The sequence below is a fragment of the Saccharopolyspora endophytica genome (genome assembly GCF_018070075.1).
In the GTDB taxonomy this organism is placed as follows: Bacteria; Actinomycetota; Actinomycetes; order Mycobacteriales; family Pseudonocardiaceae; genus Saccharopolyspora; species Saccharopolyspora endophytica.
Genome location: NZ_JAGPXE010000003.1, coordinates 297,932 through 311,751, shown reverse-complemented (window position 1 = coordinate 311,751; position 13,820 = coordinate 297,932). Strand labels below are relative to the sequence as shown.

Below are 13,820 nucleotides of genomic sequence, written 5' to 3'. Positions count from 1 at the left end.
TCGAGGAGGAGCGATGCGTGCGTTAGCCCTGATCATGGCGGTGGCCGCAGCGGCGTGCGCCGGGTGCGGTGGCGCGTCCGGCTCGGACGACGCGGCGGGCGCGGATCGACCGGTGGGCCCGGTGACGATGGTGGTGCCCTTCGCCGCCGGAGGCGGCAGCGACATCGCCGGGCGGGCCGTGGCCGACGGGCTGGTATCGGTCACCCCGGGTGTGAGCATCAGCGTGGACAACCGCGAGGGCGGCCAAGGCGCGGTCGGCTACTCCTACCTGCTGGGCAAAACGGGGTCCCCGCAGTACCTGCTGGCCACCGAGACCTCGCTGCTGTCGCTGCCGGCGTCGGTGGAAGTGGCGTTCTCGCACCGCTCGTTCACCCCGATCTTCAAGGTCGGTGAGGACTTCACGCTGCTGGTGGCCCGCCCCGACTCCCCCATCACCAGTTGCGCCGATGCCGTCGAGCAGGCCCGCCACCGCAGGGTGCTGGCGGCGATCTCCGGCGCGATGGGACCGGATGCGGTGGTGTTCTCCCAGATCCGCGCCACCACCGGTGCCGATCTCGACACGGTGCCGTATGAGGGCGGTGGGGAGTCGATGGCGGCGGTGCTGGGCGGTCAGGTGGAGCTGGCCTCGCTCAACCCCAGCGAGGTGATCGGGCAGCTGCGCGCCGGGGAGCTCAAGGCGCTGTGCGTGTTCGCCGACCAGCGCTACACCTATCCCGAACTCGCCGGCATCCCCACGTCGGTGGAGCAGGGAGTCGACGTGGTGTTCGCGCAGTTCCGCGGGGTGATCGCCCCGGGGGGGCTCAACCCGCGGGCGCGGGAGTTCTGGGTGCAGGCCGCGCGGCGCTTCGCCGACTCCCCCGCCTACCACGAGTACGTGGCCTCGGAGTTCCTGCAAGCCCGGCCCGCCTTCGGTGAGGAGTTCGGGGCGTACCTGGCCGCAGCGCAGGGCCCGGTGGAGCAGGTGGTGAGCCGATGAGCGGTGATCGCGCGCAGGTGTGGATGCTGATCGGCCTGGTGGTGCTGGGCGCGGGTTTCGCGTTCTCGGCCCCGGTCTACGGGGTCGTGGGCGAGCAGGCCCGGATCGGGCCGGGTTTCGTGCCGATGGTCGCCGGCGGACTGCTGGCGGTGCTGGCCGCGGTGCTGCTGCGCCGCCAGTTGTCCCAGCCGGTGCCGGCGGGTGAGACCGGTTCGGGCACCGATGATTTCGGGCGCACGGCCGGGCAGCGGGCGTGGATCCTGCGGCGGGTGTTCGTGCTGCTGCCGGTGACGGTGCTGGCGGTGCCGGTGGTGGGCATGGTGTGCGCGTTCGGCGGCCTGGTGCTGGTGATCTCCACCTGGCTGGAAGGCCGTCGTGTCCTTCCGGCGGCGGCGTTCTCGGTGGCGGTGGCCGGTGGGGTGTGGGTGGTCTTCGCGGTGGGGCTGGCCGTGCCGCTGCCGACCGGGATCTTCGGGTTCTAGAAGGGGGTGGGCCGGGGTGTGGGAGAACCTGCTGCTGGGTGTCTCGACGGCGTTGACGCCGACGAACCTGCTGTGGTGCTTCGCCGGGGTCGTGCTGGGCACCGTGATCGGGCTGCTGCCCGGCATGGGCTCGGCCACCGGGGTGGCGATCCTGATTCCGCTGACGCTGACCGTGGAGCCGGTCACCGCCCTGATCCTGCTGGCCGGGATCTACTACGGCGCCCAGTACGGCGGCACGATCACCTCGGTGCTGCTGTCGACACCGGGCGAGGCCGCCAGCGTGGTGACCACGTTGGACGGTTATCAGATGGCGCGGCAGGGCCGGGCCGGTGCGGCGCTGGCGATCGCGGCCATCGGCTCGTTCGCCGCGGCGATCCTCTCGCTGATCCTGCTGGCCGCGCTGGCGCCGCCGATCGCGCAGGTCGCGCTGCGGTTCGGGCCGCCGGAGAACCTCGCGGTGATGGTGCTGGCGCTGGTGACCATGGTGGTGCTGTCCACCGGTTCGACGCTGCGCGCCGCGGCCATGGCCTGCGTGGGAGTGCTCATCGCGTGCGTGGGCATCGACGCCGGCACCGGTCAGGCGCGCTACACCTTCGGCAGCATCAACCTCCTGTCCGGCATCCCCTACGTGGAGGTCGTCATCGGGTTGTTCGCCGTCGGTGAGGTGCTGCACCAGATCCGGGTCGGAGGGGCGCGTCCGATCAGGGCGGGTTTCCGGGATCTGGTGATCCGCCGGTCCGACATCCGCGATTCGGCCGGGGCCATCGGGCGCGGCAGCCTCATCGGGTTCGCCCTGGGCACCCTGCCCGGTGCCGGGTCGACCCTGGCGTCGTTTCTGGCCTACGGGCTGGAGAAGCGGGTCTCGCGCAACCGGGAGAACTTCGGCCGCGGCGCCATCCAGGGCGTCGCGGCGCCGGAGAGCGCCAACAACGCCGCCGCCAACGCCAACTTCATCCCCACCCTGACCCTCGGCATCCCCGGTGGCGCCACCACGGCGGTGCTGCTGGGTGCGCTGACCGTCTACGGCATCCAGCCCGGGCCGCTGCTGTTCACCGAGCAGCCCGAGCTCGTGTGGGGCCTGCTGGTGTCGTTCTTCATCGGCAACGTCATCCTGCTGGTGCTCAACCTGCCCCTGGCACCGGTGTTCGCCCAGCTGCTGCGGGTGCCCTACGGGTTGCTCTACCCGCTGATCCTGGTGACCAGCTTCGTCGGCGCGTTCGCCATCGACAACAACTTCTTCTCCGTCGTGCTCGTGCTGATCTTCGGGTTCGTCGGCTACGGCATGAAACGCCTCGACCTGCCGATGGCTCCGCTGGTGGTGGGCGTGGTCATCGGTGGCCTGCTGGAGAAGGCGCTGGTGCAGTCCTCGGCGATCTTCGACGGCAACATGTGGCTGCTGGCCACCCAGCCCATCGCCGTGGTGATCCTGCTGATCGCCGCCGCCATGCTCACCGCACCGCTGCTGGCCCGCCACCGGGCGGGAAGGAAGGAACACGCCGATGTCCGATGAACTGCTGGTGACCGCCGACGGACCCGTGCTGCGGGTGACGTTCAACCGGCCCGCCCAGCGCAACGCCATGAGCTGGACCATGTACGACGGGCTGGTGGCCGCCATCGAACGCGCCGAAACCGACCCCGACATCCGGGTGATGGTGCTGCGCGGCGCCGGTGGGGAGGCGTTCGTGGCCGGCACCGACATCGCCCAGTTCGCCGAGTTCACCAGCGGCGAGGACGGGGTGGCCTACGAGCAGCGCATGGAGGAGGTCTTCGGGCGCCTGGAGGCCGCCACCGTGCCCACGGTGGCGGCGATCTCCGGCTACTGCGTCGGCGCGGGCATCGCCCTGGCCGCCGCCTGCGACCTGCGGATCTCGACCACCACCGGCCGCTTCGGGGTGCCGGTGGCACGCACCCTGGGCAACTGCCTGGCCATGAACACCTACTCCATGCTCGTGTTCCACCTCGGCCCCTCCCGCGCCAAGGACATGCTGCTGCGCGCCCGCATGTTCACCGCCGAAGAAGCCCACGACGCCGGGTTCGTCACCGAGCTGTGCGCTCTCGGCGAGCTCGACGAGGTCGTGAACACGATGACCTCCCGGCTGGTGCAGCACGCGCCGCTGACCATGTGGGCCTCCAAGGAGGCGGTGCGCCGGTTGCGGCTGGCGACCATGCCCGACGGCGACGACCTGGTGCGCACCGTGTTCGGCAGCCAGGACTTCCGCAACGGTGTGCGGGCGTTTCTGGACAAGACCCCGCACACCTGGAGCGGCCACTAGAGATCGGCGGCCTCGGCCGCGGTGATCTCGGTGAGGGTCTCGCCCAGCAGCAACCAGCAGGTCGGGTGGATCTCGCGCAGGAACGCCATGTCGTGACCGGCCACGATCAGCGCGCCCTGGAAGGCGCGCAGCGCGGCGGCCAGCTGCGCGCTGCTGTCGAGGTCGAGGTTGTTGGTGGGTTCGTCGAGCATGAGCAGCTGCGGCGCGGGTTCGGCCAGCAGCACCACCGCCAGGCTCGCCCGCAGCGCTTCCCCACCGGAGAGGGTGCCCGCCGGTTGGTCGGCGCGGGCCCCGGTGAACAGCAGCCGCGCCAGTTGCGCGCGCACCTGGTTGTCGGTCAGCGCCGGAGCGGCCTGGGCGAGGTTGGCGGCCACGCTCAACTCCGGGTCCAGGACGTCGAGGCGTTGCGGCACGAGCCGGGCGGTCACCGGAACCCGCACCTCACCGGCCTGCGGCTCGGCGGTCGCGGCCAGCAGCCGCAGCAGGGTGGTCTTGCCGGTGCCGTTGCCGCCCAGCAGCGCGATGCGCTGCGGCCCGTGCACGTCGAGATCCAGCAGCGCCCCGGTGTGCGGCAGCGCCACCTCCCGCAGCCGCGCCACATTCCGGCCGGCGGGCACGCGGGTGGCGGGCAGCTCCAGGCGGATCTGATCGTCGCTGCGCAGCGCCTCTTCGGCGTGGCGGCGTTTCTCGCGGGCGGCTTGCAGGCGTTCCTGCTGGATCCCGGTGAGCTTGCCCGCCGATTCCTGCGCGGCGCGTTGCCGGGCACCGGCGAGGATCTTGGGCATGTTCTCCCCCGATTTGGCGCCGTGCCGCTTGCGGCGGGCCACCTTGACCTGGGTCTCGGCCAGTTCCCGCTGCTGGCGGCGCTCGTCGGCCTCGGCGGCGCGCAGGTCGCGTTCGGCGGCGGCCTGCGCGGTGGCCACGGCCTGCTCGTAGGCCGAGTACCCGCCGCCGTGGAAGGTGATCTCGCCTGAGCGCAGTTCGGCGATGCGGTCGACGTCCTCGAGCAGTTCGCGGTCGTGGGAGACCACGATGAGCACCCCGTGGCGCCAGCCGCGCACCGCCTCCCGCAGGCGGTGGCGGGCCGCTCGGTCGAGGTTGTTGGTGGGTTCGTCCAGCAGCAGCACCTCGGGGCGGGCCAGCAGCAGCGCGGCCAGGTGCAGCAGCACGGTCTGGCCGCCGGAGAGCTCGGCGACGCGCCGGTCCAGGGCCAGCCCGTCGAGCCCGAGGGTGGCCAGCAGGGCGTGGGCGCGTTGTTCGACGTCCCAGTCCTGTCCGATGGTGTCCAGGTGCTGCTGGGTGACCTCACCGGATTCGACCGCGGCCAGCGCCCGCAGCGTGCCGTCGATGCCCAAGGCCTCGTCCACGCGCACGTCGAGGTGGCTGGTGATGGTCTGCGGCAGGTACGCGGGCGTGCCCGGCACGCTGAGGGCACCGGAGGTGGGGGTCAACCGGCCGGTCAGCAGGCGCAGCAGCGTGGACTTGCCGCTGCCGTTGCCGCCGATGAGCCCGGTGACGCCGGTGGGGAAACCGGCGGTGACACCGGAGAACACCTGCGTCCCGTCGGGCCAGGTGAACGACATCTCGGTGCAGGTCACCGAGGTGGGGGTGGGTGTTGACATGGAGGATCTCGCCTTCGCCGGGCAACGGGTGGGAGGCATGTGCGGCGAGCACCACGCGGCGATGATCCGTCACAGCAGCAGACACCAGCGGGGTGTCCCGGTCATCGAGGTCGCTTCCACGCCCACCGGCAACGACAACCCCTTCTCAAGGGGTGGGTGCGGGTGTTCTCGCGTGGTGATCGCGGACCTCAGATGAGCAACAGGCACCTCTCTCGCCGGCGGCAGGACGACGACGATGCTACCGGCACCCCGGGGTGCGGCGCGCGTGAATTTCTCAGCACATCTGCGCCAGGGCGCGGACCGTCTTCCAGTTCCGGCACGTCACCGGGGTGCCCAGGTGGCGTTGCAGGTGCGCGGTGGTCAGCTTCGAGCGGCCCACGCCGTCGGGGTAGTGCAAGAACACCTCCCCGTCGGCGGCGCGCGCGGTTTCGCCACCGGGAACGGGCATGCCCGCCACCCGCTGGGCGTCGACCGGGTGCAGCGGGAAGGCGACCTGCAGCTTCGGGTGTTCCACTCCCGGCGCGGCGAAGGGATGACCCGCGGCGGCCAGCGCTCGCAGGTGGTCGCCGGTGCGGATCATCACCTCGGTGTCCAGGCCGTCGGCGGCCAGCTTCTCCCGCAACGCCACCGCCACCTCGCCGGCCGCCAGGGGTGCGGTGAACACCGCGTTGCCGCTCTGCAGATAGGTGCGGGGCTGCTGCCAGCCCAGCTCGCCGAGCATCTCCCGCAGCCGGGCCATCGGCAGCCGGGCGTGCGAACCGAGGTTGACCGCGCGCAGCAGCGCCACGAAGGTGCTCACGCCAACGATCCTGCCACCGCGGCCCGACAACGCTTACTGGCGCGCTCGGGCCAAGGCGTCGTCGACGGACGTGGCCTGCTCGAACAACGCCGACAGGCCGGTCAGCTCCAGCAACCTGCTCACCCGCCCGCAACCGGGCACCACCAGCAGCCGCGCTTCGCGGCGGCCGGCGGCGTTGTAGGCCAGCATCAGCAGCTCCAGCACGGCGCTGGAGGCGAACCCGACCTGGTGGAGGTCCACGATCGCGGTGTGCAGGTGGGCGGCGGTCAGGCGCTGGCGCACGACCTCGGTGATGCGCGGCAGGCTGGCCATGTCGATCTCGCCGCCGACGCTGACCACCACCACGCCCAGTTCGGGCCACTGCACGCGCACTCGTAACGCCGAACGCGACGCGCCTCCGCCGGGATCGGCGTCGCTGGCGGAGCGGGGCGCGATGATGCCGCCCGAGCCGTGGGATGCCTGTGCGGGCAAGGATCTGGAGACGATCACGCTACCCCCTTCGTGCTGGACGGGCCGGTGGTGCGAACTCGCGCGCTCCGCGTCGAACCGCCTGTGCGCTGGGACGATCACCGACCAGCTGGCGCGGCGACGACCGGGCGAAACCGCACCATCCACCGTAGGAGCCGTTACCACCCCGCAACAAGCACTGCCACTTTCGTGTGAACTTCGGGGTGTGTCAGCGCAGGGCGGCGTCGAGGAAATCAGCGATGAGCGCCCACGTCGCCGGAGCCTGACCGGTCACCGAGCCCCCGGCGGCGTGCCGCACCTGCCGCGGCGTGAAATCACGCGCCTCGTCGAGGTAGTCGTGCTCGTGCACCCGCCCGCTCATCTCGTACAGCGTCGACGGCACCCCGGCGCGCTCCAACGCCGACAGCAGCAGCTCGCTCTGGTGGAAGGGCACCAGCGGATCGGCCGTGCCGTGCAGGATCAACCACGGCGGGCCGCCCCGGCGCACCCACCGCGACGGATCGGCCTCGGCGACCCGGCCCGGCACGGTCTGGATCTCCGCGCCGATCAACCGCGACTCCGGCGAGACGGCATCGTCATGGCCGCGACTGCCCCCGGTGATCTGGTTGAACCGCTCCACCGCGCCCTCGGGCATGTGCCCGTCCATCAGCAGGAAATCCGTCGGCCCGTACAGGTCCACCACCGCCTGCACCTCGCTGGACACCGACGTCGGCCCCAGATCGCCCTCCAACGCCACCACACCCGCGGTGGCGCCCAGCATGCCGGCCAGCCAGCCGCCCGAGGAATTGCCCATCACCGCGATGCGCTCGGCGTCCAGGCCGTAGCGGGCGGCGTGGGCGCGCACCCAGCGCACCGCCGCCTTGCCGTCGTGCACCTGCGCAGGGAACCGGGCCTGCCCGCTGGAGCGCACCGCCACCGCCGCCACCGCGAAACCCCGCCCGCACAACGCCCGCGCGACCCGCTCACCACCGGTGTTGCCGTTGTCGGCCAACCACGCCGAACCCGCCGACCACACCACCACCGGGCACGGGCCGGTGGCCTCCGGCGGCAGGTACAGGTCCATGCGGTGAGCGTTGCCGACCCGGGGCGCGTAGCTCAGATCCCGCATCACCACGTACGGCTGCCCGCTGACCCGCACCCGCCACCACCTCCACGCCGGAAACGATCAAGAGCCCACCCTGTCAAGATCGAACCCGTCTGGGAAGACGATCACCCGAACGCACCCGACCTCTGGGCGGGAAGTGGCGAGTTCTCGCCGGGCGCGGCATGCCTTCCCCCGGCCACCGGCCGCCACACCTGGCCCACCGACAACCGCAACTCGCCGTCGACGGCGTCCACGGTGATCTCATCACCGGCACCGGCCTCACCGCCCAGCACCATCCGCGCCAACCGGTTGTCCAGCTCCCGGGAGATCACCCGCCGCAACGGGCGGGCACCGAACTCCGGCTGATGTCCGCGCTCGACCAACCAGTCCAACCCCGCATCGGTGACCGACAACCGCATCCCCTTGTCGGCCAGCTGCGCCCGGGTGCGCTCCAGCAGCAGACCCCCGATGCGGCGCAGCTGCTCGAGGCCCAGCGGCCGGAACACCACGACGTCGTCGATGCGGTTGATGAACTCCGGGCGGAAGAACCCCCGCAGCTCCTCCAGCACCACCACCGCCGACGCCGCCGCGTCACCACCCGAATCCAGGATCCGATCGGCCCCCAGGTTGGAGGTCATGATGACCACGACGTTGCGGAAATCCACCAACCGGCCCTGCGAATCGGTCAACCGCCCCGCGTCCAGCACCTGCAGCAACGTGTTGAACACATCCGGATGCGCCTTCTCGACCTCGTCGAGCAGCACCACCGAGTACGGCTGGCGCCGCACCCGGTCGGTCAACTGCCCCGACTCCCCGTAGCCCACGTACCCGGGCGGGGCACCGATCAGCCGCGACACCGAGTGCTTCTCCTGGAACTCCCCCATGTCCAGCCGCAACAACCGGCCGGCATCCCCGAACAGCGCCTGCGCCAACGCCCGAGCCAGCTCGGTCTTGCCCACACCCGTGGGCCCGAGGAACAAGAAGTTGCCGATCGGTCGTTCCGGGTCGGCCAACCCCACCCGGGCCCGCCGCACCGCCTCGGCCACCGCCGCCACCGCCGCGTCCTGCCCCACGACCTTGGCCTGCAGCTGCTCCTCCAGCCCCAGCAGCCGCGCGACGTCCTCGGCGCTGACATCGGCCACCGGGATCCCGGTGCGCGAGGCCACCACATCGGCGACGTCGTCGGCCACCACCGTCGGCTCGAACACCGCCGCCGAACGCACCTGCCCGCCCCGCCGCAACCGCACCCGGCTGCACGCCTGATCCAGCAGATCCACCGCCTTGTCCGGCAGGAACCGGTCGGCGATGTAGCGCTGGGACAGCTCCGCAGCGGCTTTCAGCGCAGCCTCGTCGATGCGCACCCGGTGATGGCGCTGGTAGCGCTCCCGCAAACCCCGCAGCACCACCACGGTCTCCTCCACGCTGGGCTCGTCGACCATGATCGGCGCGAAACGCCGCTCCAGCGCCGGATCCTTCTCGACGTGCTTGCGGTACTCCTCGACCGTGGTGGCGCCCAGCAACCGCACCTCGCCTCGGGCCAGCGCGGGCTTGAGCATCGTGCCCGCGTCCATCGACCCCTCACCGGCGCCGGCACCCACGATGCTGTGCAGCTCGTCGATGAACACCAGCACCGACTCGCGGTTGGCGCGGATCTCGGTGAGCACGTCGCGGAACCGCGACTCGAACTCGCCCCGGTACTTCGCCCCGGCCACCATGCCCGCCAGATCCAGCGACACCACCCGCAGATCCGCCAGCGACCACGGCACCTCACCGGCCACGATCCGCCGCGCCAAGCCCTCCACGATCGCGGTCTTGCCCACGCCCGGATCACCCACGAACACCGGGTTGTTCTTCGAACGCCTGCCCAGCACCTCGATGGCCTGCTCGATCACCGCGTCCCGGCCCACCACCGGATCCAGCTTGCCCGCCCGCGCCAGCTCCGTGAGATCCATCCCGAACTCGTCCAACCGCGGCGTCAAGCTCAGCACGCTGCGACCGCCACCGCCCTCACCGAGCTCGATGGCCCGCGCCAGAGCACGCCCGGCCACCGAATCGGCGTCCGCGGCCAGCCCCAGCACCACGTGCCGCGCACCCACCACATCAGCGCCCTCGGCCAACGCCTGCCGGTAGGCGCCCAGCAGCGCCCGCCGAGCCGCCGAGGACAGCACCGGCGAGCCCTGCAACAGCGGTTCCTGCACCGCGATCACCGCCGAGCGCACCGCCTCGGCGAGCTCACCCACCCGCACACCCGAGGAACCCAGCAGCTCGGCCGTGGCCGGGACCTGCGTGACCGCCCACAGAAGGTGCGAGCTGTCCAACTCGGGAGAACCCCAGTCCACGGTGGCCCGCACCGCCTTGGACACCACCTCGTGCGCCTGCTCGTCGAGCAGCGCGCTCAGCGCCGCCGACTGCGCGGCCGCCTCACCCGAACCGGCGAGCACGTCGCGGAACAGCGAATCGAAGGCAGCAGAGGAGTCTCCGGCACTGCCGCGATCCAACCGTGCCACCTCCACACACGACGAACATCGCCCGCCGACCCGAAAACCCGGATGCGGCAGGCGACGTCGAACCTCAGCGGACGGGCACCAACCCCCGCGATACCGGCGGCTCGACCGGTGAACACCTCACCGGGATGCCGCCGCCACCATCGGTGCCGCCCGCAAAACCCCTGCGCACGGACCCCTTCTCGCGCTCGGAAAACCCGGCGCCACCGCGCATGATCATTGTGGCACGAGGAATCCGGCAACCCGGGCCCGGGTGCGCGGCGGCTCAGCTGGCGCGCTGTTGTGCCTGCTCTATGGCATCGGCCAACCGCGACAGCTCCTTGCCGATGTGCGACAGGCGCTCGGACATCACGCTGGCGTGCCCCGACAGCGGCCCCACGTGACCGGCCGCGCGCAGCCACTCGGTGACCCCCGACAGGCCACCCGACATGCCCTCCACGGTCAGCGAGAACCCCCGCATGACCTTCTCGATCTCCTCGACGCTGTGCGCCACACCCGGATCGCGCAGCCGCTCGCCCAGCGCCACGGTCGCCTCGCCGACCTGACGAGCGACCTCCGAGGAATAACCCGACTCGGCGGCTCCCGCCTCCTCACCGCGTCTGCCCGAGCGACGCGACGGCGGGCCGTGCTTACCCGCCTGAGACGACGAGTGGTCGGAATGTCCAGCGGCAGTCATAGCGAACCAATCAACCCGAATCCAGTACCAACTCCACCCCGACCACCACGCGCCCGACCGGTCCGGCACGTGTTGTCCGGATCCCGGGCTTGTCGCAGCACAGGAGTAGGTGCGGAGAGGTTAGCGCGTCAGTGCCGGGCGTGGTGAAGGCGATGCGCAAGCATTATCTCCAGACCCCGCTGAACCCACCGAGATCACCCCGCCGCGCCCGCGGCGCCACCAGCCGAGATCACCCACCGGACCCACCGCGGCGCGCACCGTGACCGGTCTCAGCGCTGCTGGCCGAGCTCGGCCAGCAGCGCGTTGATCTCCTCATCGGTGGTGGCGGCGAAGTCCCGGTAGAACTGGCCGACCGCGGCGAACCCCACCGGTTGCAGCACGCACACCACCGCATCGGCCTCACCGCGCAGCGCCCGCACCGACTCCGGCGAGCCCACCGGCACGGCCAGCACCAGGTGCCGGGGCCCGGCCTCGGCCAGCATCCGCAACGCCGCCCGCGCGGTGGCACCGGTGGCCAGCCCGTCATCGACCAGCACCGCATCACGACCGGCCAGCTCCACCGGCTCCCCGTGGTAGAGGTGCTCGCGGCGCGCCGCCTCAGCGCGCTCGCGCTCGCAGGCCGCCGCCAGATCGTCGAGGTCGAGGCCGAACGAGCGCACCAGAGCGTGGTCGTAGCCGGGCGGGCCGTGCGCGGTGACCGCGCCCAGCGCCAGCTCGGGCTGCCCCGGAGCACCGATCTTGCGGGCCACGCACACCCGCAGCGGGGCGCTGAGCTCCCGCGCCACCTCGGCGGCCACCGGAACACCCCCGCGCGCCAGACCGAACACCACCGGGTCGACAAGATCCAGGCCGTGCAGGTGCCCGGCCAGCACCTGACCGGCGTGGGCGCGATCGTCGTAACCGGTCGCGCCGGAGTGCCGGGATCGCGTTCGAGGCATCGCGCGCCCCTTTCCCACCACATCGGGGCCACCCCTATGGGTGCCCACCGCGGTGGTGCGGGCAAACCGCCGTCACCGCCGCAGCGCGCTCACCCGCAGCACCCGCAGCCGGTTGAGCGCCGCGGCCACCTCCAGCGGCCGGGGCACCGCGAAATCACCCACGAAGCGCTCGTCGACGGCCTCCACCCCGCGCTCGGCGATGTCGCCGGCCAGCGCCTCGAGCACCTCGGCGATGCTGGCGCGCCCGTCGAGCACACCGCGCCGCGCGCAGCTGACCAGCGCCAGGCCGATACCGGTGACCTGGGAGGCATCGACGATCTGCTCCACCCCGCGCAGCTCCACCGTGGACTCGCCGAGGGTCAGCGCGTCGGTGCCGCGGGCGCGGATCTTGGGGCGTTCGGTGGGGATCGAGCGCGGATCGACCACCCGGTGGCCCAGCGGCGGGTAGCCGTCGGCTTCGCTGTGCCGCCCGGTGGGGCGGGCCTGCGCGAGCTCCCGGGCCCGGTCGGTGACGTCGCGCGCCCGGTAGGCGTCCATCATCACCACCCGGTCGGCGACGTCCATGTAGTCACCCGAGCCGCCCATGACCAGCACCGTCGACACCCCGTGCGTGGCGCGCAGCGGGCGGATGAGGTCGACGAACGGCGTCAGCGGCTCGGCGTCCTTGGCCACCAGCTCCTGCATGCGGGCGTCGCGGATCATCAGGTTGGTCGCCGCGGTGTCCTCGTCGACCAGCAGCACCCCGGAGCCCGCCTCGACGGCCTCGGTGATCGCGGCGGCCTGCGAGGTCGATCCGGAGGCGTTGTCGGTGGAGAAGTCCCGGGTGTCGGCGCCGGTGGGCAGGTGCGAGACGAACGGGCTGACGTCCACCCGGTGCACCCGCCTGCCGTCCTCGGCGCGGACCTTGGCGGTGTCGGCGCGCGCCACCACCAGCTCGCGGCCGTCACCGGGAACGTGGTCGTAGACGCCCTGCTCCAGGGCGCGCAGCAGCGTGGACTTGCCGTGGAAGCCGCCGCCGACGATGAGGGTGATGCCCTCGGGCACGGCCATGCCGGTGACCTCGCCGCGGTGGGGCAGGCGCACGGTGGCGCGCATCGACTCCGGCGAGGAGAACGCGACACCGCTGGTCAGGGGTCGTTCGTCGATGCCGCTGCGGCGCGGCAGGATCGCTCCGTCGGCCACGAAGGCCACCCAGCCGCGTTCGGTGAGGGCTTCGCGCAGGGCGTGGGTGTCCTCGACGCTGTCGACGAAGTCGCGGGCCTGCTGCTGGTCGGCGGTGGTCCAGCGCAGCGCGGTCTCGACGGCGTGGGGCAGTTCGTCGCAGAGGGTGCGTTCGGCGGCGCGACCGTCGATGGTGCGGCCGCGGCCGGGCAGGTCGATGCCCATGCGCACTCGCACCGCGCCTTGGTGTATCTGGCAGGAGCTGCGGTCGAGGACCTGCTGGCCGCCCGCGTCGACCCGCAATCTGCTGTCGCCGAGCGCGCGGTGCAGCCGCCGGGCCAGGTGGCCGGCCAGGGCGCGGGCGCGCACCGGGTTGTCGTGGAGTTCGGCGGGCAGGCCCGCGTGCTCGGCGTCGACGGTGACCTGCACGCGGCTGGCCGGTGCGTAGGGGTCGGGTTGGACGCGCTGGACCTGCAGGGTGAAGCCGTCGAAGCTCCAGGAGCCGGTCAGCGACTTGTAGCGGCCGTAGCTGGCGCCGTGCATGCCGCCCAGTTCCTGGCGCAGCCGCTGCGCGTCGCCGCGGGCGGCGGTGGGGTCGCGTTGGGGCTGGGCCGATGAGGTGCGGGGGCCGCTGTGCCGGGGCCCGCCCCGGCCGCCGTGTCGCTGTGCCATGCACACAGGGCTACCGCAGCGGCGCCGGAATCTCCAACCGGCCATGATCCAGGCCACAGTGGACACACTGTGGATCGGTGTGGTCTTGCGGGTTTTCCCCCGAAAATGCGAAACATTCGCGCGTCGTGATCGGGCGGGGGCGCTGACGTCGGGTTATCCTCTGCG

Annotated in this window: 12 protein-coding genes; 4 read left to right on the top strand and 8 right to left on the bottom strand. The window is 71.9% G+C overall.

All coding sequences use genetic code 11. The annotated features are described in order from the left end of the window. Positions 1-13 precede the first annotated feature (13 nt). The 4 genes from KBO27_RS09045 to KBO27_RS09030 are packed head-to-tail and all read left to right on the top strand — an operon-like array spanning position 14 to position 3,731. The gene (locus tag KBO27_RS09045) at positions 14-976 is read left to right on the top strand and encodes a tripartite tricarboxylate transporter substrate binding protein (protein ID WP_246536611.1); all 963 of its coding nucleotides are present in this window, start codon (positions 14-16) and stop codon (positions 974-976) included. Continuing rightward, entirely contained in the window at positions 973-1,458 is a 486-nt protein-coding gene (locus tag KBO27_RS09040) for a tripartite tricarboxylate transporter TctB family protein (RefSeq protein ID WP_246536609.1), read from the top strand. The genes KBO27_RS09045 and KBO27_RS09040 overlap by 4 nt, the downstream gene beginning before the upstream one ends. Before the next feature lie 16 nt (positions 1,459-1,474). Next, a complete protein-coding gene (locus tag KBO27_RS09035) occupies positions 1,475-2,968 on the top strand; it encodes a tripartite tricarboxylate transporter permease (RefSeq protein WP_210969515.1) in 1,494 nt (497 codons plus the stop codon). After that, on the top strand, positions 2,958-3,731 hold the full coding sequence (locus KBO27_RS09030; protein WP_210969514.1) for an enoyl-CoA hydratase/isomerase family protein: 774 nt from the start codon (positions 2,958-2,960) through the stop codon (positions 3,729-3,731). The genes KBO27_RS09035 and KBO27_RS09030 overlap by 11 nt, the downstream gene beginning before the upstream one ends. On the opposite strand, the gene KBO27_RS09025 is transcribed toward KBO27_RS09030, so the two are convergent. From KBO27_RS09025 to KBO27_RS08990, 8 genes are all read right to left on the bottom strand, one after another. After that, entirely contained in the window at positions 3,728-5,353 is a 1,626-nt protein-coding gene (locus tag KBO27_RS09025; RefSeq protein ID WP_210969513.1) for an ATP-binding cassette domain-containing protein, read from the bottom strand. The genes KBO27_RS09030 and KBO27_RS09025 overlap by 4 nt on opposite strands. 274 nt (positions 5,354-5,627) lie before the next feature. Continuing rightward, positions 5,628-6,152, bottom strand: a complete 525-nt coding sequence (locus KBO27_RS09020) for a DUF1697 domain-containing protein (protein ID WP_210969512.1) — start codon at positions 6,150-6,152, stop codon at positions 5,628-5,630. A gap of 33 nt (positions 6,153-6,185) precedes the next feature. Next, positions 6,186-6,641, bottom strand: coding sequence for an STAS domain-containing protein (locus KBO27_RS09015; RefSeq protein ID WP_210969511.1), 456 nt, complete (start codon positions 6,639-6,641; stop codon positions 6,186-6,188). A gap of 187 nt (positions 6,642-6,828) precedes the next feature. Continuing rightward, positions 6,829-7,758 (bottom strand): alpha/beta hydrolase, encoded by a 930-nt coding sequence (locus KBO27_RS09010; protein ID WP_210969510.1) that lies wholly within the window; start codon positions 7,756-7,758, stop codon positions 6,829-6,831. A gap of 71 nt (positions 7,759-7,829) precedes the next feature. Continuing rightward, a complete protein-coding gene (locus tag KBO27_RS34185) occupies positions 7,830-10,202 on the bottom strand; it encodes an ATP-dependent Clp protease ATP-binding subunit (protein ID WP_210969509.1) in 2,373 nt (790 codons plus the stop codon). Positions 10,203-10,473: 271 nt separating this feature from the next. After that, a complete protein-coding gene (locus tag KBO27_RS09000) occupies positions 10,474-10,884 on the bottom strand; it encodes a hypothetical protein (protein ID WP_132686810.1) in 411 nt (136 codons plus the stop codon). A 269-nt stretch (positions 10,885-11,153) separates the two neighbouring features. Continuing rightward, complete coding sequence (locus KBO27_RS08995; RefSeq protein WP_210969508.1) at positions 11,154-11,822, bottom strand: phosphoribosyltransferase; 669 nt, start codon at positions 11,820-11,822, stop codon at positions 11,154-11,156. A 72-nt stretch (positions 11,823-11,894) separates the two neighbouring features. Next, entirely contained in the window at positions 11,895-13,655 is a 1,761-nt protein-coding gene (locus tag KBO27_RS08990; protein ID WP_210969507.1) for an ABC-ATPase domain-containing protein, read from the bottom strand. Between the last annotated feature and the right edge of the window lie 165 nt (positions 13,656-13,820).

Bases quoted from the DNA above. Each gene is read 5' to 3' on its own strand.
- KBO27_RS09045 (WP_246536611.1), top strand. From the start codon at position 14: ATGCGTGCGTTAGCCCTGATCATGGCGGTGGCCGCAGCGGCGTGCGCC.
- KBO27_RS09040 (WP_246536609.1), top strand. From the start codon at position 973: ATGAGCGGTGATCGCGCGCAGGTGTGGATGCTGATCGGCCTGGTGGTG.
- KBO27_RS09030 (WP_210969514.1), top strand. From the start codon at position 2,958: ATGTCCGATGAACTGCTGGTGACCGCCGACGGACCCGTGCTGCGGGTG.
- KBO27_RS09025 (WP_210969513.1), bottom strand. From the start codon at position 5,353: ATGTCAACACCCACCCCCACCTCGGTGACCTGCACCGAGATGTCGTTC.
- KBO27_RS09000 (WP_132686810.1), bottom strand. From the start codon at position 10,884: ATGACTGCCGCTGGACATTCCGACCACTCGTCGTCTCAGGCGGGTAAG.
- KBO27_RS08995 (WP_210969508.1), bottom strand. From the start codon at position 11,822: ATGCCTCGAACGCGATCCCGGCACTCCGGCGCGACCGGTTACGACGAT.
- KBO27_RS08990 (WP_210969507.1), bottom strand. From the start codon at position 13,655: ATGGCACAGCGACACGGCGGCCGGGGCGGGCCCCGGCACAGCGGCCCC.